Genomic DNA, 21,520 nt, shown 5'->3' on the forward strand with positions numbered 1-21,520 from the left:
ACATATCGAAAAGCATACAGCTATATAGATAGTAAGTTGGTCTAACCTAGGTCGGTCGCAGACATTTGTTGAAAGCTTTCAAACTATGATTTGGTTCGATATGGGCTATTAGCTCAGGTGGTTAGAGCGCACCCCTGATAAGGGTGAGGTCCCTGGTTCGAGTCCAGGATGGCCCACCTGAATCAATTAAAAATGTAAAATTAGAAATTAAAAATGAAGAAAATTCAATTTTTAATTTAAAATTATCAATTTTTAATTGTATCTGGGGGTTTAGCTCAGTTGGTAGAGCGCCTGCTTTGCAAGCAGGATGTCAGCGGTTCGAGTCCGCTAACCTCCACCTGTGGCGATTGCCAAAACAGAAAAGCTAGTGAGAAATCAGCAACATGACTTAATGTTAAGTCAGACTGCTGAGTTAGTTCTCAGCCAGAACCTTGAAAACTGCATAGTAACGCGAAATTAGCAGGCAGACACAGACATTGAGAGTGCTGAGTGCTGAGTGCTGAGTGCTGAGTGAAATCAGTGCAAAGTGATGAGGTAAGCAGGACTAACTATTTGTGAATGCAAAATTGTAGAACAGCAAATGTTTGAGTGGTCAAGTTAATAAGGGCTAACGGTGGATACCTAGGCACACAGAGGCGATGAAGGACGTGGTTACCGACGATATGCTCCGGGGAGTTGGAAGCAAACTTAGATCCGGAGATTTCCGAATGGGGCAACCCTTAATACTACCTGCTGAATATATAGGCAGGAGAGAGCCAACCCAGCGAATTGAAACATCTTAGTAGCTGGAGGAAGAGAAATCAAAACAGAGATTCCCTGAGTAGTGGTGAGCGAAAGGGGAAGAGCCTAAACCAATTGGTTTACCGATTGGGGTAGTGGGACAGCGAGATCGAATCTAGAGGCTAGACGAAGCAGCTAAATACTGCACCAAAGAAGGTGAAAGTCCTGTAGTCGAAAGTCAAAGGATAGTAGCTGAATCCCGAGTAGCATGGGGCACGAGGAATCCCATGTGAATCAGCGAGGACCACCTCGTAAGGCTAAATACTACTGTGTGACCGATAGTGAACCAGTACCGCGAGGGAAAGGTGAAAAGAACCCCGGAAGGGGAGTGAAATAGAACATGAAACCGTTAGCTTACAAGCAGTGGGAGGACTATTTAAAGTCTGACCGCGTGCCTGTTGAAGAATGAGCCGGCGACTTATAGGCACTGGTAGGTTAAAGCGAGAATGCTGGAGCCAAAGGGAAACCGAGTCTGAAAAGGGCGATAATCAGTGTTTATAGACCCGAACCCTGGTGATCTAACCATGGCCAGGATGAAGCTTGGGTAACACCAAGTGGAGGTCCGCACCGACTGATGTTGAAAAATCAGCGGATGAGTTGTGGTTAGGGGTGAAATGCCAATCGAACCAGGAGCTAGCTGGTTCTCCCCGAAATGTGTTTAGGCGCAGCGGTAATGATTATATCTGGGGGGTAAAGCACTGTTTCGGTGCGGGCTGGGAGACCGGTACCAAATCGAGACAAACTCTGAATACCCAGAGCACACATTGCCAGTGAGACAGTGGGGGATAAGCTTCATTGTCAAGAGGGAAACAGCCCAGACCACCAGCTAAGGTCCCCAAATCATCGCTAAGTGATAAAGGAGGTGAGAGTGCACAGACAACTAGGAGGTTTGCCTAGAAGCAGCCACCCTTGAAAGAGTGCGTAATAGCTCACTAGTCAAGCGCTCTCGCGCCGAAAATGAACGGGGCTAAGCGATGTACCGAAGCTGTGGGATTAACTTATGTTAATCGGTAGGGGAGCGTTCCGTCGTAGGTAGAAGCAGTAGCGGCAAGCAGCTGTGGACGAAACGGAAGTGAGAATGTCGGCTTGAGTAGCGCAAATATTGGTGAGAATCCAATACCCCGAAACCCTAAGGTTTCCTCCGCCAGGTTCGTCCCCGGAGGGTTAGTCAGGACCTAAGGCGAGGCCGAACGGCGTAGTCGATGGACAACGGGTTAAAATTCCCGTACTGATTGTAGGTTGTGCAGAGGGACGGAGAAGATAATTGTCAGCCGGATGTTGGTTACCGGTTCAAGCGTCAAGATGTTGAGAGACGGCGAAAACGTTTCGAGTTGAGGCGTGAGTACGACCCACTACGGTGGGGAAGTGGCATAGTCTAGCTTCCAAGAAAAGCTCTAAACACGTTAACTTACAGTTACCTGTACCCGAAACCGACACAGGTAGGGAGGTTGAGAATACCAAGGGGCGCGAGATAACTCTCTCTAAGGAACTCGGCAAAATGGCCCCGTAACTTCGGAAGAAGGGGTGCCCACCTAAGACGTGGGTCGCAGTGAAGAGATCCAGGCGACTGTTTACCAAAAACACAGGTCTCCGCAAAGTCAAATCGACGCAGTATGGGGGCTGACGCCTGCCCAGTGCCGGAAGGTTAAGGAAGTTGGTCAGGGGGAAACCTTGAAGCTAGCGACCGAAGCCCCGGTGAACGGCGGCCGTAACTATAACGGTCCTAAGGTAGCGAAATTCCTTGTCGGGTAAGTTCCGACCCGCACGAAAGGCGTAACGATCTGGATGGTGTCTCAGAGAGAGACTCGGCGAAATAGGAATGTCTGTGAAGATACGGACTGCCTGCACCTGGACAGAAAGACCCTATGAAGCTTTACTGTAGCCTGGAATTGTGTTCGGGCTTGGCTTGCGCAGGATAGGTGGGAGGCGATGAAGTATTCCTTGTGGGGAATATGGAGCCAACGGTGAGATACCACTCTGGCGAAGCTAGAATTCTAACCCATGACCGTTATCCGGTCAGGGAACAGTTTCAGGTGGGCAGTTTGACTGGGGCGGTCGCCTCCTAAAAGGTAACGGAGGCGCGCAAAGGTTCCCTCAGCACGCTTGGAAACCGTGCGACGAGTGTAAAGGCATAAAGGGAGCTTGACTGCAAGACTGACAAGTCGAGCAGGTACGAAAGTAGGCCTTAGTGATCCGACGGCGCAGAGTGGAATGGCCGTCGCTCAACGGATAAAAGTTACTCTAGGGATAACAGGCTGATCTCCCCCAAGAGTCCACATCGACGGGGAGGTTTGGCACCTCGATGTCGGCTCATCGCAACCTGGGGCGGAAGTACGTCCCAAGGGTTGGGCTGTTCGCCCATTAAAGCGGTACGTGAGCTGGGTTCAGAACGTCGTGAGACAGTTCGGTCCATATCCGGTGCAGGCGTAAGAGCATTGAGAGGAGTCCTCCTTAGTACGAGAGGACCGGGAGGAACGCACCGCTGGTGTACCAGTTATCGTGCCAACGGTAAACGCTGGGTAGCCAAGTGCGGAGCGGATAACCGCTGAAAGCATCTAAGTGGGAAGCCCACCTCAAGATGAGTGCTCTCACCACAATAAGTGGGTAAGGTCACGGGCAGAACACCCGTTCTTAGGCGGTAGGTGGAAGTGCAGTAATGTATGTAGCCGAGCCGTGCTAACAGACCGAGGGCTTGACCTCACAACTCATTTGCTCTACTTATTAATAATTCGCGTTACTTGCAGTCTTCAGGGTTTTGAAGTAGTTAGGAGTTAAAAGTTAGGAGTTAAGAGTTATCAATGAATAAACTCTTTTATTTCTAACTTCTCACTCCTAACTCATAACTCTCCAAGTTTTCCTGGTGTCTATTGCGCGGTGGAACCACACTGAACCCTTCCCGAACTCAGAGGTGAAACGCTGCTGCGGCCACGATAGTTTAGGGGTAGCCCTACGCAAAAATAGCTCGATGCCAGGTTCTATTTTTACAACAAGCCTTTCTAAATGTAGTTAGAAAGGCTTGTTGTTTAGCTGATAAGATGGCTTAATATTTTGACAATTATATGCAGCGGTAGTTCGGAAAGTTTCAGCAACTGCTGATGTTGTTACTGATTGAGAATACTTTTACTGCTCTCAAGTTTTGACAAGAGAGCAGCTTTAGCTCACGCCAGAAATTTACATGGGGCTTCATAAATTCAATGCCCCGGTTACTGTATAGGTGTAGCGAACTGCAAACATAAATCGTTAAAACTGCAAACAAGCCATTTTTGAAACCACATTAAGGTTCTTGGCAACTTTTGGTGATGATGACAGGTTACGCGCTTTAAGGCAGAAGGGTTTTAAAGATTTTGTCTGTCATCGTGGAACCGGTGACAAAGGTTCAAATCTCATTTCAAGACAAGATTGTGATGCATATATTCTGTAACCCTTGCAACGCAATGATTTATGGAGTTTTCTTCTTTCTTCCTTCTGCCCTCTGCCCTCTGCCTTAAGGCGCGTAACCTTTCATCATCACCAAAAGTTGCCAAGAACCAATTAACCTATAATTTATTTGGTGCAGCGATTTAGTACGGCACAACAAGGCTTTGAGGCTTCTAAATTTCAGAGACTTCAATTGGTACAGTTTTAATCCTAGCGATCGCAGTATTGAAAGTGGCTCATCAAGTCCTTAGCGTAAGTTTCGGAACGGATGCTCATTTACCCCCGTTTGTAAATGTCTTGATTGCAGGTTTGAGCGATTAGTATTGCAGGTCGTTACAGTTATGGGTTTATGTCTGCTTGTTTATAGTCTGGGTCAAAAAGCTCTACGCCAAGCATTGGAACGGGCGAAAAAAACTATTGATAATCAATTGGGTAAACCGACTTCTACTCCTACCTTGCGCTGGGTGTTTCAATGTTTTATGTCGATTCATTTGGTTACAGTTGAGCAAATCAAGCAAATTTCCAACTTAAACCCGGAAAGGCTATGGATTCTCCAGTTCTTTGGTGCCCCTTGTCGAAAATATTATCTTCTTTCTTAACTAACCTGCGGAATATGGGTTTCAATATTGGTGAAGATGTAATCCTGGTAGTATAAGAGTTATCACCTGTTTGGGTAACATCAAGCTCGACTCATTTCTCAGCGTTCACCTAACCTGTATACCAGTTCCCCCCGTGGGTATCTTCAGGAATGCCGATAACCCTATAGACATTTAGCTAAAACTTCTGATATTGCTTGAAATAATCTCTCTGTTTCTACAGGTTTAACTAAGTGCATTTGGAATCCGGCAGCTAATGCTTGTTTTTGGTTAATTTCTCCAGCATAAGCTGTGAGTGCGATCGCTGGGATTTTACCTCCTTTTTCTAACGGCATAGCTCGAATTAATCGCATCAGCATATAACCATCTATTCCTGGCATACCAATATCACTCAATAGTAAATCTACTTGAGTTTTGGCTAAGATTTCTAAAGCCTCACCTGCTGATGTAACCGATGTCACTTTTGCTCCAGATTGTGCCAATATGTAGGTGAGAAATTCACCTGTATCTACATCATCATCTACCACTAATATATGCAACCCTGGCAAACTTAAAGCATTATTGGATTGTCGGATTTTTGGTATTATTTGGGGACTATCAGGCATGAATGGTAATCTGACTGTAAATGTTGCCCCCATGCCTTCTCCTGCACTGTCTACTTTCACAGTACCACCATGTAATTCTATCAGATGCTTAACAATAGCTAGCCCTAAACCTAGCCCTCCAAATTGTCTTGTGGTTGTGCCATCTGCTTGACGGAAATAATCAAATACATAGGGGAGAAATTCTGGGCTAATGCCTCTACCATTATCTTGAACTTGAACTTGGGCATAGCTATTAACTTGTTCTAATATGATTTTTATCTTTCCGGCTGAGGGAGTGAATTTAACAGCATTAGAAAGCAGGTTCCAGATAATTTGCTGTAAACGACCTGCATCACCTGCAACCATGCCGATGTTATGGTCTAGTACAGTTTCCAGACTAATGTTCTTAGCTTCAATTGCTAGTCTTACAGTTTCTTTGGCTTCTTTAATAGTATTAGCTAAATTCACAGGCTGCATATTTAAAGCCATTTTCCCCTGTTGGATGCGGGAGACATCTAATAAGTCATCAATTAGTTGAATTTGTAATTTAGCATTGCGCTCAATAGTTTCTATTCCCCGTATTTTTTTAGCTTCTTCCAAATTATTCTTTTTCAGCAGCGTTGCCCAACCCAAAATTGGGTTCAGGGGAGTACGCAATTCATGGGAAAGAACTGCTAAAAATTCATCTTTTAAACGATTGGCTTTTTCTGCTTCACTTCTAGCAATCTGCTCACGCATGAGCATATATTCACGTTCTTGTTCTACATGTTTGCGTTCAGTGATATCTCTAAAAAATATCCCCAGTCCATCTTCAGCAGGGTAGGCGTGAATTTCTAACCACATATCCCACGGTGCGTATAATACGTGAAAATGAACAGGGATATTTTCTTTGAGCGATCGCTGATATTCTCGCTCAAACTCTGTACCTCTAGTCCCAGTCCACTGTGACCAATAGTTTTTACCAATCAAGTCTGCTGGTGCTAAATTATGAATTTTTGCCGCTTGGTGATTAGCATAGGTAATCTCCCAATTTCGATTCACGGCAATAAAAGCATCAGTCATGCTTGACAAAATATTACTCAAACGACTGCGGAGAGCTTGTTCGCGCTTGAGTAATTCATCTTTTTCTTGGTAGGATTCTTCTAAGGAAGTATTGGTTTGCGCCAGTGATTTATTGAGTTGGATAAGTTGTTCTGATAATTCAGCACGGGACTGATATTCCCCCAGTCTGACTCTTTCTACTGCTAACTCTACTTGAATTTTTGACCGTTCTGTAATGGCAATGCCCACTAATAAACTAACAATACACTGTACCAATAAACTAAACTTGTGAACGTACAGTACTTCCGCCTCTAAGGGAAACGTGGACAAGGATATAGCGCTGGGGTATGCAACTAGATAGGAAAACAACGTCACCAGTACGCAAAAACTGGAGGTTAACATCCCACAGGTGACACCAAAGCGAGTTGCTGCCCAAATTACAGGCACAAAACTCAAAAAAGATAATTGCTGAAATCTAAAGCCATTCTGATTAGTTTCGGCAACAGTGATGGTTGCTATTACTACACAAAGCAGTATTATAGTGCTGAATTCTAGTAGAAAGCGACGAGAACGTGGAAAAATGGACGGGTCTAATGAAGAGTTTAATGGTTCAGCACTTAATAACCAGCCCTGAGACTGGAGATAAGGGGTGATGACTAACAAGGCAGTAGGTGCAATAGCCATGACTCCCATTGCATTGCCTAACCACCAATGCGGAGTATTAGTACTTAAGCTGCTAATAGGCATTTTACCTATTGCGAAAAAAGTTAAGTTACCAATGATCGCTAAGGTAGCACTGGCAATCAGAGGTACACTGACAATAAAAACGGCAGCATCTTTGAGGGTATTTAGTGTTCGAGAACCTCTCCAAAAACGACGGTAAAGCAACCAGCCAACTAGAGGTTCTATCATATCCGCCAAAGCACTTAATCGCTCCCAACCATGAAACCCCCAAGCCGGGGACATCAAAAAAGATGCTAGTCCGGTGAGAATAATACCAAAAGGGCCAAACCAAAAAGTTAAGGCGATCGCTACCCCTGATGGGGGGAACCACAGCGAGACTCCAGGCTGAATGCGGTAAATCAATGCCATCCCATGACCGATGATCAGGGCAAGTAAGCCCAACAGTGAAATCATCACCCATCGACGCATGGTGGCAATTTTCCTGGAGTCTATCATCCGTTGCTCCCATCAAGGTGTATTGAAAACACTAACCATATTATTGCGATCGCTTTTAAAGAAAACCGAAACGCGACAGAAAATCTGTCTATGAAGAAGCGCCAGCTTCAGATACAGTAACCCCTACCTCTGGTTTTACCTCCTTCGCTTTTTTCTCAAAAAGTTGGATTCCTGCGTCAATGATCTCAAAGCCGTTTTCTGTTCGTTGGCCAAGCTTGCCGGATACAGCCCCAGCCCAGTCTGCGAATTCCGAGGCGCTAGTTTCAGCCTTCCGCCAACTTTTTGCATTAACTTGAGCGGTAAAGACTATGCCGTTCTGATCAGTCAACTCGATTGCAACTTTTTTATTCTCTGCTGGTTTAGCATCAGGCAGTGAGCCACTAAATTTTATTGTGACTTCGCTTTTGACTTCCATAGCTTACCCCTGGCTCATCATCAATTTCATTTTTCCCGCTCCTGATTTTATCTTGGATTAGGTTGACACAACCTGCGGGAATTACGGTTAATCTCTTTGATATCTAACGAAGTAAGCCTTGAGCATTCCCCTGGAAAGAGAACCAAGATTCAACATTAAATCTACAAAAATTTACCCCGTTTTTGACCCCTTGTTAAGAATTATTCCTAAAAGGCTAAAACGCCTATACCGTAATACTTTCAGCCTTTGTAAATAAATCTTGTGAAAGATTACAATTGTGCTTTGATTTTGCTGTTTTGTGCATGACACCGAAAATCGCCCAAATTCTCGATTTTCACCAATTCTCACCAATTAAACTCAATATATCCCAATCCTACAGAACGCAAATTCAAATTCATCCCTGATTTTTTTACCTCTTCAACATCTTCCAGTCACCAAATTCTCATTAGCTCAATAATTCCCAATAATTCCCAAAAGTCACCCGATTTATCCCCATATTTGCCAACGAGTTATTAAACACGCTTTAGAGTGCATAAGCCTTGGAATCCATCTTTTTTTGACGCACAGTACGCCATCTTTGGCGGAAAGTTTTTGACAGTCAAAAATGGATTTGAGTAATTTTCAAATCACTTGGAGCAATTTAAACTACTTTAATACTACATAAGTAATATAAAGGAACGCGATCGCCCCATTCCCCATTCTCAATTCCTCCATGCCTACCCAACAAAAACAAGGTTTTTTTGTTTTGGTGGCGGGCCATACCCCATTCTGAGGCTTTTAACGAGATGAACTTTATAAAATAGTTAATAAGTTAACTATCTGCCTCAGCAATCAACTTTGTGAAATGTCCAACTCATCCCCAAATGCTGATTTTCTTACTCAGTGGCGATATGCCCTAGCACCTTACAACTTAGGGTATAAAGTCAAACTGGTATCCCAGTTGATGTATCGGGATTTCCTAGAGCGGCTAGAACCCTACGGACTGACTCCATTTCACTACCTTGTCTTGTGCTGTTTGTGGGAAGAGGATGGTCTTTCAACATCTGGAATTGCTGACAAGCTCAAGCAATTGGGCGCAACGCTAACTGGAGTTGTGGATCGGATGGAAGATCGTAACCTCGTTTATCGAGAGCGCGATCCTGACGATCGCCGTATTGTCCGAATCTGGCTCACCGACGAAGGAAGGCATTTCATGAAAGTCCTACCGTCTGTAGGCGCACAGACAATCAACAAGGCAACTGAAGGCATATCAGAGGTAGAACTTTCAGCCGCCTTGAAAATATTAGATCAAATCGTCCACAACTTTCTTTAAAGGATTTCAGACTTTCGAGGTTGACCTAATGGCAAATACTTAATATATTAACTATCAATATATTAAGTATTTCCCGCACACAATCTAAACGAACGCAGGCTTCGATTTGTACAGATCGGAGTTGGACGCATAAATCCAGGAGGAAAAATGCCAAAACTGAGTGTCAAACTGAAAAATTGGTTGCTGTCCGCACACATCGGGTTTGCTGCACTTTGGACAGGAACCGTCTTAAGTATGTTTCTTCTGTCACTGAGGAACACGAAGGCTACTAACGCAGATGCCCTCTATGCGCTTAACTCAGCAATTAATTTGCTTGATGACTATATTGTAATTCCCTCAGCGATTGGTTCAGTCATTACGGCAACGTTTCTTTGCTGGACAACCAACTATGGATTCACCAAGTTCTACTGGGTTATTGCGAAGTGGATTTTGACGACTGGATTGGTTGTATTTGGCACCTTCTGGCTATTTCCTTGGGGAAATTTTGCAGAAGATATCTCGGCACAAGAAGGGTTACAAGCGTTTGATAATCCAATCTATTCGTTTGACGCTAGAGGAGTGTTGACTGGAACTTTAATTCAAGTTCTCTTTCTTGTTCTCATCATTGGAATCTCGGTTCTAAAGCCTTGGGGAAGGCGACCAATGAAAGAGAAAAAACAAGCCATTGCAGATTAGTTGGTCAGTTCTGGCAGCATAACTATGTTCTGGAGGCGCTTTTAAGAAAATTGTACGCTTTATCAAGAAGGCAGAGGGCAAAAGGCAGGAGGCTCAGTTGGAATACTGTTTTCTGCTCTCTGCCCGTGACCAAACCGAATTTGGGTTTAAGACCCCCACCAAATTTTCTTGTTTTGTGGCCCCAATTAAGTACGGTATTGAATCCCCTTCTAAATTGAACCTTCTGCCCTCTGCCTCCAGCAAGAACTGCCTTCTTCAATGGATCATTTTTTTGTGGAGTTCTCTAACGCTCTTCCATCACTCTGGGGTAAAACCTTAATTTTTCGTTGGCTAAAACGCCGAAAATTCGTTAATTTTTCCAAGGCTGATAAAAGAGGGCTAACATCATGCTACTTGAATTTTTATTACTAACTGCGATTTGATAGTTTTTTCTGTGGTAATAGTTCGTTGTAATAAATGTTGCCTATGGCAATACAAAGCTATGAATACTATTTATGAAGATGGTACATACCTTCAAAATCACCCAACCTGGCATGAAGAAGATTCGCCGTGGAAAGCCAAGCAAATAGCCAAGATAATCAAGAGAAATAATCTGAATCTATTAACAATATGTGAAATTGGATGTGGGGCTGGCGAAATATTGAATTCTCTGCAAACTGAATTTAGTGATAAAACAAGCTTTTATGGATATGAAATATCCCCTAATGCATTTGAAATATGTAAGACTAAAAGCGATAAAAAACTTCATTTTTTTTTGAAGGATTTGCTGAATGAGAAAGAAGCAATATTTGATTTGGTGATGGCCATTGATGTATTTGAACACGTAGAGGAATATTTTGGTTTCTTACGGAAACTAAAAGAGAAGGGAAAATACAAACTATTCCATATCCCTCTAGATTTGTCAGTGCAAACTGTTTTACGCAGTTCTCCTATATTGAAAGATAGGCTTTTGTATGGGCATATCCATTATTTTACTAAGGAAACTGCACTAGCAACCCTAAAAGATACAGGGTACGAAGTATTGGATTATTTCTATACGTGTCCTTGCTTGGAACTTCCGAATCATGGTGGATGGAAAAGCAGTTTACTAAACGTACCAAGAAAATTGTTGTTCTCCATTAATCAGGATTTAGCTGTAAGGATTCTTGGAAGATTCTCGCTATTGGTTTTAGCAAAGTAATCGAATCGCAGCTTGCAAAAGAGACTTAACGGGAAAAGTCAGATCGCGCTACCTCTTTACGATATCGCTGTCTGGGATCGCCCGGAGCCACCTTTGCCAGTCGAATTTTAAAGCCTTCTCGAATTGCATAGATTTCCGGCTTCATCGCAGGTTGAAGTTCTCGCACCTTCTGACTGGCGTATTCATGGAGTTCATCAATGGAGATAAACTCATCTTGATCGCGATCGGCTTCTCCCGACTTGATACCTTCAACCAAAAAACGAGTGTAAATCGATAAATCTTGCCCTTCCTCCTCAAAGGAATATTGAGTCGAAGTAGAAGAAGTCAACACTGCTCGTCCTTCACCGCCTAACTGCTCCCGGATGTCAATCATGCCGTCATCTTTGGCGGACATCCCCTCAGCAAACGCGCCACTAAAGCAGCTATCTAGGATTACCACCTGCCGCCGGGAACGGCTTTCGCTCATGCGATCGTGAATAAAATTGGCAGACACCGACGTTGAGCGAATCAATTCGCCCTGCTGCGTCTTACTGGTGTTGCGAGTCGCTAGATACAGCCTACCGCGATCGTCTTTGATGCCGTGTCCTGAAAAGTACAGTAGTAGCAAATCATCCTTGTGCCGTCCAGAGAATAGCGTTTCGATCGCAATTTCTACAACTTGTCGCTCTGGATTTTTTAGCAGGGTAATATCTGATGCAGCAAATCCGCCCATCTCTGGATGCAGCAGTACCTCGCACACTGCTTCCACATCTCTAACTGCACTGGGCAAAGGATTCAGCCCTGGCTCATACTCACTGACCCCAATCAGCAATGCTACCTTCGCCATTTAACTCACCTATGCTGCGATCAAATCTGATGCGGCTTTAATCTCTGTCTTGTTTCCCTTATACCAAGCTTTAGAATATCATCTCTATCAACCGGAATAGTAGTCTGTCAAGAACTAATTTACGGGTAAATTCCCTGTAGAGACGGCGATTTATCGCGTCTCTCTAACTTCATCAAGCGTAGGCGTAGCCCGTCCTAGACATCGCAAGATCGAAGAATACATTGCTAATTCAAAGAATCAAATTCTACCTATTTATGTCATAAAAATCTAGGCGGCTACTGTATCATTATCCAACCACGATTTAGTATATTTTTTTGGCATCTATAATTTTCCCTCTTAGCTGTTATGACCCTCCGCCCTGATTCTGCCCTTAGCTTGGTTTCTCCCAGCATTAGCGATGTATGCCAACAAGTCGCCCCTTTAAAACTGGGAATTATGGCTTCTGGGAATGGCAGCAATTTTGATGTAGTTGCTCAAGCTATCCAAGATGGACAGCTAAATGCCCAAATTCAAGTTTTAATTTACAATAACCCCTCGGCGAAAGCAGCTGTAAGAGCAACTAATAGAGGTGTAGAAGCTGTTTTATTAAATCACCGCAACTATCAAAGCCGAGAAGAATTTGATGAGAAAATTGTGCAGACATTACGGCACTACGATGTGGAATGGGTGATTTTGGCTGGTTGGATGCGATTGTTAACATCAGTTTTCATGGATGCCTTTCCTGACAAAATTATTAATATCCATCCTAGTTTGTTGCCTAGTTTCAAGGGAATCCATGCTGTAGAACAAGCCTTAGCATCTGGGGTAAAAATCACTGGTTGTACAGCGCATATCGCTTGTTTAGAAATGGACAGTGGCCCAATATTGATGCAAGCCGCAGTACCAGTATTGCCGGATGATACAGCAGAAACACTCCACGCCAGGATTCAAATTCAGGAACATCGAATTTTACCATTAGCGATCGCTCTGGCAGCTTCTTCGTCAAAAGCTACAGTCAGCCTTATATGAAAAAGAGGGGGAAAGGGTAAAGGTTAAAGGGGAAGGGTAAAATACAAAAGCTTTTCCCTTTACCCAAAACCCAATTGCGAATTAAAAATGCAAAACTGCATAGTCTCTCACAAAGCTATGCTTCAGTAGCTTGATGCGCTTGTAGGAGCCTAGCATGATCGAGAGTAAATCCTACTTGCATCGCTATCTGGGCAAATAAATCAATCTCAGGCTGTTGCCAATCACGGGGTTCAGAACACTGATGTGCAATTAATAAGCCAAATAGCTGCTCATCTTTGATAATGGGTGCTACTAAATTTGCTTTGACAGCAAAGGATTCGAGTAAGTTAATGTGACAATCAGCCAAATCAGACTCATAAATGTTGTTGATTGCAACAACGCGACCAGACTGGTACTTTTCTACATAGCCTTGAGTAAAACAGGGATCGTGGATTTTAGACCGCAAAACTTTGGGATAGCCTGAAACCACTGATTCGGCAATGATAATTCCGAACCAATTAGCGTAAAAACTATAAACCAGCACTCGGTCAGTACTTAGTGCTTTGCGAACCTCTTCCACAGTGGTTTTGATGATATCCTCTTCGTTAAGCGATTGGCGAATCTTGCGGATAATATCCACTAGCAACTGACTTCGCATCCTTTCGGCTTCGATTCTTTGCAGGAGTCTGGCATGATCTAGAGCAAATCCTACTTGCATGGCTATTTGGCCAAATAAATCAATCTCAGATTGTTGCCAATCACGAGGTCTGGAACACTGATGTGCAATTAACAAGCCAAATAGCTGCTCATCTTTAAGAATGGGGGCAACTAAATTTGCTTTGACAGCAAAGGATTCGAGTAAGCTAATGTGACAATCAGCCAAACCGGCTGCATAAATGTTGTTGATTGCAAGAACCCGACCAGACTGATACTCTTCTACATAGCCTTGACCAAAACATGGGTCTTGGATTTCAGCTCGCAAAACTTTTGGGTAGGTGAGAACAACTGATTCGGCAATCACAGTTCCAGACCAATTAGCATTAAAGCTATAAATCATCACTCGGTCAGTACTCAGTACCTTACGAACCTCGTCTACGGTGATTTTGAGGACATCCTCTTCATTGAGCGATTGGCGAATGCTGCCGATAGTATCTGCCAGTAACCGACTTTGTACACCTTCAGCCTCGATTCGTTGCAACAATCTGGCATGGTCAAGAGCAAATCCTACTTGCATTGCTATCTGGGAAAATAAATCAATCTCAGGCTGTTGCCAATCACGGGGTCTGGAGCATTGATGGGCAATTAACAAGCCAAATAGCTGTTCATCTTTGAGAATAGGGGCGACCAAATTTGCTTTGACAGCAAAGGATTCGAGCAGGTTAATATGACAATCAGCCAAACCGGACTCATAAATATTGTTTGTGGCTACAACGCGACCAGATTGATACTTTTCTACATAACCCTGACCGAAACATACGTCTTGGATTTCAGACCGCAAAACTTTGGGATAACCTGGAACCACTGATTCGGCAATGATAATTCCAGACAAATCAGTGTTAAGGCTATAAACCAGCACTCGATCAGTACTCAGTACTTTCCGAACCTCTTCCACAGTGGTTTTGAGGACATCCTCTTCGTTGAGGGATTGGCGAATGCTGCGGGTAATTTCTATGAATAACTGAGCTTTATCTGCTTTGGTATCTACCTGTTCTAGAAGTTTGGTGTAGTCAAGGGCAAATCCTACTTGCATGGCTATCTGAGCGAACAAATCAATTTCAGACTGCTGCCAAAAGCGAAGTCTAGAACACTGATGTGCAATCAATAAACCAAATAGCTGCTTACCTTTGAGAATGGGTGCTACTAAATGAGATTTAACTGCAAATTGTTCCAGCAATTCAATATCACTATCACTGAGATCGGCTTTATGGATATCATCAATAGCACGGATGCTACCACTCTGGTATTTTTCTACATACCCTACCTCTAATCCAGGATTAGAGACTGTAACCCCTAAGATTTTCGGTAAGCCAGGTGCTACTGATTCGGTGATAAAGGTTCCATTACAGTTGGAGTTGAAGCAAAAAATGGTGACGCGATCAATGCTTAAAGCTCTGCGAATTTCTTCTGAGGTAGTTTTAAGAACATCTTCTTCATTGAATGATTCTCGAATCCAGCGGGTAATTTTTATCAATAGCTGGGAGTAATCAGCTTCGGCTTCTTTCTCTTGTACCAAAACCGAAAGCAGGTCTGTGAATAAGGTGATGTTTCTTTCTAACATCACTAATTCATCTTGGCTAGCGATGAAAACTTCAGTAAACTCGCTATTTGGACGTAGCTTTGTTTTGATGATATTAGAGATTGCAGCTGCCTTGCTGACTCGACTTATAACTCGATTAGTCACAAAAACAGCGATCGCACCTGCCAAAATTGCTGTTACTCCCATACCAGTTAACAGGAGTGATAATTGTCTCTGTAGAGCAAGTTCTGTTTCGGTTGAACTTTTTGCACTCTCAAGTCTTACTTGCGGAATTTGTTTGGTAATTAAATTAATGCCGTAGTAGTAAGTAACTGTTCCAATTGCAACCACAGGAAGGACACTGATGCTTAGTGCCCAAACAATCGCTTTAGTCTTTAAACTCCACTTTTGTTGCCACAGTCTTTGTTTACGATTTCGTCTTGCTTGGTTTTGAGAAAAAGACTGACTCATAAATGAAACCTGGATTGCTGCAATTGAAAATCAGGTAAATAACCTCACCAACAAATTCTACACAAAACTTATTCAATAAAGACTGACTTTCGGGAGTATTTTAAAGCACTAACCTTCTACTTTGTACTCAATAAGGCTTTTTTTCTCTTTGAACTCAAAAAATTAGGACTGATTAACGAACTTTGGGGGTTGAAGTCCCCAGCAAGACAGGCAGCCCGTTTTGGGTCGGGGTCTAAATCCCCGGACGCTCGCAGACTCGCTAACGCAAAACGTAATTGCGTTAGCGTAGCGATAGCGAGTCCGCGTACTCTTTCAGAGAAGCAAGCTACGCTTTTAGCGTCTCGTAGAGAGCGTCATTGCGAATTGCGTTAGCGGAGCGGGGCGTTAGCAAGAGTGCGAATTGTTTCAACAGGCTTGTTAACAATTAAATAGCGATCGCTTTGTTGTAGTGTCTTATTCTCTCATCAGGTGTTACGGTTTTTTGGCAAGATAGTCAAACAATTTTTCTTTTTTAACAACAGTTCTACAGATTTCTCGTAACTAGCTTCTCCTGTAAGAAATAGAGAGAAGCAACGCAAAAACATATTGTTAATTTTTCTTAGCACAAATCTTACTTCTTTTCTTCCCTCGCAAGAAAGAGATTAGGTGTTATATTTATCCGTTTGCTGTAGTTTACTTAACTAAGCTAATCATCATTCATTTTTCCAGAATGATTCGCTTGTAGTAAGGGCTTCAGCCCTGCTTTTATGCAACTTAAATGCCGATTAGCTAAAAGTATAACAACCAGATGTTTGAAATCGAGTATTTACAAGCATTTGATTTATGGTTCATTAATCAAAGCCTATCGACCTTTCGGGCAGAGGTTTAGAGAGTGGTTTCAAGAATAAGTCGCATATCGCGTAAGTTTATGATCACATAATATTAATCGGGTCTACATCAATAGTTAAACTCACAGACGAAGGACAAAGCGATCGCACTTCTTCCCAATCGGGTAACTTTGGTAAAGCATCGGGGTCAAATTTAATTAATATTTGCCAGCGATAACGATTAGCTACCCGTAAAATACTCGCTGGTGCTGGGCCTAATATCTCGAATTCTTCTTCTGTACTCAAGGTTGTGGCAATAATTTGCGCCGTATTTTGCACTTGAATCGGGTCAAGACTACTTAAGCGCAACAAAATTAACCGCCCATAAGGGGGATAATTGAGTGCTTGACGTTGTTCTAACTCAGCTTCAGAGAAAGATTGATAATCGTGCGATCGCACTGCTGCAATTACCTGATGTTCTGTAGTATAAGTCTGCACAATCACCCTACCGGGATCTTCGCCTCTCCCAGCACGTCCAGCGACTTGAGTCAAGGTTTGAAATGCCCGTTCACTGGCGCGATAATCTGATAAATTCAGCAATCCATCGGCAGCTACAACCCCCACAAGTGTCACCTGTGGTAAATCCAAACCTTTGGTAAGCATTTGCGTACCGACTAATAAATCCGCTTCGCCATTGGCAAATTGGGTGAGTAAGGTACGGTGTGAGCCTTTGTTGCGGGTGGTATCGCTATCAAAACGAATCAAGCGCAACTCTGGGAACTGTCGCGCTAGTTCCTGGGTGACTCGTTGAGTACCGCTACCGAAAAATTTCAGGTAAGGGGAACTACAATCAGGGCAGAATTTAGGATGCGATCGCGCATAGTTACAGTAATGACACCGCAATAATTCCGGCGCTTTTTCTTCGGTGTGGTGATACGCCAGCGAAACATCACAGTGCGGACATTCCAATACATATCCACAACTGCGGCAAGATACAAAAGTACTGTGTCCCCGGCGATGGATAAATAAAATTCCCTGTTGTTTTCTTTCTTGCAACTCTTGCAAAGCTGCTTGCAGCGATCTACTAAATATAGAACGATTTCCCTGCTGCAATTCTTGCCGCATATCAACTATTTCCACCGGCGGTAAAGGGCGGGAGTTGACGCGCTCAGGCAAACTTAAGTAATGAGTAATGAGTAATGAGTAATGAGTAATGAGTGAGGAGTTAGGAGTTGGGAGTGAGGAGTTAGGAGTGAGGAGTGAGGAGTTAGGAGTTACGAATTCTCCCTCTGCCCCCTGCCCCCTGCTCCCCTGCTCCCCTGCTCCCCTGCTCCCCTGCTCCCCTGCTCCCCTGCCCCCCTGCTCCCCTGCCCCCTGCCCCCTAACGCTTACCCAACTCTCCAAGGAAGGCGTAGCGGAACCCAAAACCAGGGGGCAATTTTCTAATTCGGCTCGCCATTGGGCGACGGTGCGGGCGTGGTAGGTGGGTATGGGAGAGTCTTGTTTAAAGCTGCTGTCGTGTTCTTCATCTAAAATAATTAAACCCAAGTTGGGCAAAGGGGCGAAAACGGCGCTACGAGTACCAATCACAACTTGGGGTTCTCCCGTGAGCATTTGTCGCCAAGTGTCGTAACGTTCACCGTCGGAGAGGGCGCTGTGATAAACGCTGACTTTATTACCAAAACGGGCGCGAAAACGATCAGTTAGCTGGGGTGTAAGTCCGATTTCTGGGACTAAAACCAGGGCAGATTTGCCTTGGTTGAGGAGAGGTGCGATCGCTTGCAAATATACTTCGGTTTTTCCTGAGCCTGTCACCCCATGCAATAAAACTTGAGCAAATCCATTTAATGTCTGAATTGTTTCTAAGGCGCTAGCTTGGGCAGTAGTTAAAGATTTAGCACTATCGCCTACTAAAGCTGGGCCTTGTTCAGTTCGCAATACTTCTCGTTCTTCGATGACGATGTAGCCTTTTTCCTCCAGCCCTTTCAGGGTAGGAGTAGTTGTTTTACAAATCTGTAGGAATTCATTTAGCCACAATTCCCCACCACGCCGCCGCAGCACTTCTAAAATCTCTCGTTGGCGAGTGGTTAAATCTCGATCAATTGTACCTGTGAGGGTAACTGCTTTTTGCAACTTTGGTCGAGTCAGTCGTGGCGGTTCTAAGTAGCTTTCCACTAAACCAAATCGCAATAACTCCCGAATTCCCCGATAAGCAGATTTGACTTTTTGTTGGAGGTAGACAAAACTATAGTCCCCCGCCGGCTGCCCTTGCAAAAGCTCCCAAACTTGCCGCGCAGTTGGAGTCAGAAAAGCCAAAGGATCAGAAGATGCCAGTAAATAACGACTCCCCCCTGCCCCCTCGCCTCTCACAACGCGGATGCGCCGCTGCGATCGCCCCAGCAACCCTGGTGGCAGGGCAACCCGGATTACTTGAATCAACGGCGTATAGTAATATGCAGCAACTCGATTGAGTAATTCCCAATAAGCACTTGGGAAAAACCCAACGCTAACTATATCTTCTACTTCCCGGATTTTTTCTGGTGGTAAATCGACATTTAATTGTGTCAGTAACCGAATTGCGATCGCTCCTAATTGTTGTGCTCCAAACGGCACGCTTAAAATATCCCCTGGTTTGATTTCTAACTGGGCTGGCAATCGATAAGTAAATAGTCCTGTACTTCCTGGACAGTCTACCAGTACTTCAACCCACCGATTAAGAGTTGCACCTGACTGGTATGATTCTCTAGGTTCAGATACCACTAAAGGAGATAAATTTACGTCATTAATATACATAGTTTCTGACTTTATAGTTAGATATTTTCCTCACATCCCTGGTCTAAATTAACCTAGCTAAGTCAACTCTAATTTTTTGCTTTCTTAAATTTAAATGGTATTTCTCAATACTGTTATCCTTCATAATACTTGATAAGTTTCCTCTTATGTAATCTACTAGACAAATTCGTATCAACTAGACGTGCAATAAATATTTGGTACCCAATATACAAATAAAAACATGTCGGCTCTTGCTGCAACAGTTACTCATCTACTAAATAGGGAGTAGCCTTTTTCCGCCTATCGATAGATATTCAACCCTTTCTGCTTATGAGATGCTTTTATACAAATAAGAACATCCCGAAATTAAGCTGCCATTATTGTAATTTGTATCATGTGGGTAACTTGAAATCGGGAATGCATAACATTAATACCAGGTTTTTGTTTTATCCAGTGACTTCCAACGCCTAAGACATTAAAAATATTTAGAAAAATATATGAAAGTTTAAGAAATGTGGATGGTTAGCTGAGATTTTTATGTTTGTTAAAGTTGAGAAAGTTTGAGGGGGTTTGACATATTTGATAATTCGGAAAAAAATGAAGAATATATCTGTTGGGAGCCTAAGAACAAAGTTTTGTTGGGTGCTAAGACCAGTTTCGTTATAGGTTGTATAGAACCGTAACCATAGATGCTAGGTAGATGCCAATTTTATAAGAGAAGGCAGGAGGGATAGAGAATAAAGCAGAAGCAAAGAATTATGAATGAAAGCTTTAGTTCTGGGTATAAAACCCATAAAAAGAACAATTGTATCGAGTGGAAAGTGCTGCGAGATACAAAGCTTTCACAGCTTAAGTCCCGGACTTTTAAGGGTTGGTTATTTCTGCCTTCTGCCTGCTGCCTTCTGCCTCCTAATCTCTGTAGATAAATTAGCATCAGCCTGTATTTCACTATATAAACGGGTGCATTGTCCATTAGGGAAAACTACCAAGCCTCAAACGAGTAGCTGTCACTAAATTATGTACCAAACAAAGCAACAATCCCTAAAGGAAACTATGAATATTGTTGAATTGGGAAAAATGGAAATATTGGAGAATGCTGCTGATATCGATGAACCATCACTTGATAGTTTAAATGCAGTAGCAGAAGAAGAATCTCCAATTGTAGTCGAAAATCTGGAATCAGAGGAGCGCGACGGGGGGGATGAGATGGCGGCAGCTCGTCCTTCGGGATACAATAAAACCGAACATGATGATGCTGTCGGCGCGTTTTTTAAGGAAATGGCGCGTTATCCGCTCCTAAAACCTGATGAAGAAGTAGAGTTAGCGCGACGAGTCAGATTTCTAGAAGAATTCAGAGAAATACAAGCGGCTTTACAGTTAAAACTGGAACATGAACCCAGTAAATTAGAAGTAGCTTCCGAGCTAGAAATGACGGAAAAGCAATTAGAAAGTCGCTTATATCAGGGTAGAGTAGCGAAACGCAAAATGATTCGCTCAAACCTGAGATTAGTAGTATCTATTGCCAAGCGATATCTAAATCGGGGAGTGCCTTTTCTGGATTTAATTCAGGAAGGAGCAATGGGTTTAAATCGCGCTACAGAAAAGTTTGATCCCGATAAAGGATATAAGTTTTCGACTTACGCCTATTGGTGGATTAGACAAGCGATTACCAGGGCTATAGCTAACGATGCGCGGACAATTCGGCTACCTATTCATATTGTTGAAAAGCTTAACAAGCTAAAAAAAGCACAACGAGAACTCAAACAAAAACTCTGTCGTAATCCTACCGAAGGTGAAATGGCAGAAGCTTTGGAAATTAGTGTGCAGCAACTACGCCAGCTACAACAACTACGCCGTCAAGCACTTTCTCTTAACCACCGCGTCGGTAAAGAAGAAGACACGGAATTGATGGATTTGCTAGAAGATGAAGATAACCTGTCTCCAGAAGCAAAAATGAATGAAAACATGATGCGTCAGGAAATTTGGGAAGTCTTGGGTGACGTGTTAACTCCACGGGAGAAAGATGTGATTTCTCTGCGCTATGGTTTGACAACCAGCGAACCCTGTACCTTAGAAGAAGTTGGCAATATGTTCAATCTTTCTCGTGAACGGGTGCGTCAAATTCAAAGCAAAGCCATGCGAAAATTGCGGCGTCCTCACATAGCCAAACGCTTAAAAGGTTGGTTAATTTAATTACATTGATGAAGATAGAGATACAATACCTGACCTAATTAGCTTCGCAA

At 43.3% G+C, this 21,520-nt stretch carries 10 protein-coding genes, 2 tRNA genes, 2 rRNA genes and 1 pseudogene; 10 read left to right on the top strand and 5 right to left on the bottom strand.

Features of this window, described 5'->3' with window-relative positions; genetic code table 11:
• The first annotated feature begins 102 nt into the window (after window positions 1–102).
• The 5 genes and pseudogenes from ACWATR_RS08530 to ACWATR_RS08550 form a co-directional block, all read left to right on the top strand.
• Window positions 103–176 (top strand) — tRNA-Ile (locus ACWATR_RS08530).
• A gap of 88 nt (window positions 177–264) precedes the next feature.
• Window positions 265–337: transfer RNA gene (locus tag ACWATR_RS08535), tRNA-Ala, on the top strand.
• A 253-nt stretch (window positions 338–590) separates the two neighbouring features.
• A 23S ribosomal RNA gene (locus ACWATR_RS08540) occupies window positions 591–3,480 on the top strand.
• Window positions 3,481–3,636: 156 nt separating this feature from the next.
• Window positions 3,637–3,754, top strand: a 5S ribosomal RNA gene (gene rrf, locus ACWATR_RS08545).
• A 778-nt stretch (window positions 3,755–4,532) separates the two neighbouring features.
• Window positions 4,533–4,796, top strand: a pseudogene (locus ACWATR_RS08550) (IS1634 family transposase); the annotation flags it as partial.
• A 161-nt stretch (window positions 4,797–4,957) separates the two neighbouring features.
• Here the strand turns inward: ACWATR_RS08550 and ACWATR_RS08555 are convergent.
• The gene (locus tag ACWATR_RS08555; protein WP_460331394.1) at window positions 4,958–7,597 is read right to left on the bottom strand and encodes an MASE1 domain-containing protein; all 2,640 of its coding nucleotides are present in this window, start codon (window positions 7,595–7,597) and stop codon (window positions 4,958–4,960) included.
• A gap of 88 nt (window positions 7,598–7,685) precedes the next feature.
• Entirely contained in the window at window positions 7,686–8,012 is a 327-nt protein-coding gene (locus tag ACWATR_RS08560; protein ID WP_460331396.1) for a hypothetical protein, read from the bottom strand.
• A gap of 844 nt (window positions 8,013–8,856) precedes the next feature.
• Here ACWATR_RS08560 and ACWATR_RS08565 point away from each other — a divergent pair.
• The 3 genes from ACWATR_RS08565 to ACWATR_RS08575 all read left to right on the top strand — a co-directional run bounded on the left by ACWATR_RS08565 (window position 8,857) and on the right by ACWATR_RS08575 (window position 11,179).
• Complete coding sequence (locus ACWATR_RS08565; protein WP_460331398.1) at window positions 8,857–9,324, top strand: MarR family winged helix-turn-helix transcriptional regulator; 468 nt, start codon at window positions 8,857–8,859, stop codon at window positions 9,322–9,324.
• 147 nt (window positions 9,325–9,471) lie between these two features.
• Window positions 9,472–9,999, top strand: coding sequence for a hypothetical protein (locus tag ACWATR_RS08570; RefSeq protein WP_460331400.1), 528 nt, complete (start codon window positions 9,472–9,474; stop codon window positions 9,997–9,999).
• 481 nt (window positions 10,000–10,480) lie between these two features.
• The gene (locus tag ACWATR_RS08575) at window positions 10,481–11,179 is read left to right on the top strand and encodes a class I SAM-dependent methyltransferase (protein WP_460331402.1); all 699 of its coding nucleotides are present in this window, start codon (window positions 10,481–10,483) and stop codon (window positions 11,177–11,179) included.
• Between the two features lie 25 nt (window positions 11,180–11,204).
• On the opposite strand, the gene ACWATR_RS08580 is transcribed toward ACWATR_RS08575, so the two are convergent.
• Window positions 11,205–12,005 carry a caspase family protein gene (locus tag ACWATR_RS08580; RefSeq protein ID WP_460331404.1) on the bottom strand — a complete coding sequence of 267 codons (801 nt, stop codon included), beginning with the start codon at window positions 12,003–12,005 and terminating at the stop codon, window positions 11,205–11,207.
• A 345-nt stretch (window positions 12,006–12,350) separates the two neighbouring features.
• Here ACWATR_RS08580 and purN point away from each other — a divergent pair, with 345 nt between their 5' ends.
• A complete protein-coding gene (gene purN / locus ACWATR_RS08585; RefSeq protein ID WP_460331406.1) occupies window positions 12,351–13,013 on the top strand; it encodes a phosphoribosylglycinamide formyltransferase in 663 nt (220 codons plus the stop codon).
• Between the two features lie 115 nt (window positions 13,014–13,128).
• On the opposite strand, the gene ACWATR_RS08590 is transcribed toward purN, so the two are convergent.
• Both ACWATR_RS08590 and priA read right to left on the bottom strand, forming a co-directional pair.
• Entirely contained in the window at window positions 13,129–15,699 is a 2,571-nt protein-coding gene (locus ACWATR_RS08590; protein WP_460331408.1) for a GAF domain-containing protein, read from the bottom strand.
• Window positions 15,700–16,610: 911 nt separating this feature from the next.
• The gene (gene priA / locus ACWATR_RS08595; protein ID WP_460331410.1) at window positions 16,611–19,298 is read right to left on the bottom strand and encodes a primosomal protein N'; all 2,688 of its coding nucleotides are present in this window, start codon (window positions 19,296–19,298) and stop codon (window positions 16,611–16,613) included.
• Between the two features lie 996 nt (window positions 19,299–20,294).
• On the opposite strand from priA, the gene ACWATR_RS08600 reads away from it, so the two are divergent.
• Window positions 20,295–21,470: an RpoD/SigA family RNA polymerase sigma factor gene (locus ACWATR_RS08600; protein ID WP_460331412.1), complete on the top strand. Its 1,176-nt coding sequence runs from the start codon at window positions 20,295–20,297 to the stop codon at window positions 21,468–21,470.
• Window positions 21,471–21,520 lie beyond the last annotated feature (50 nt).

This window comes from Nostoc sp. UIC 10890 (genome assembly GCF_054786515.1).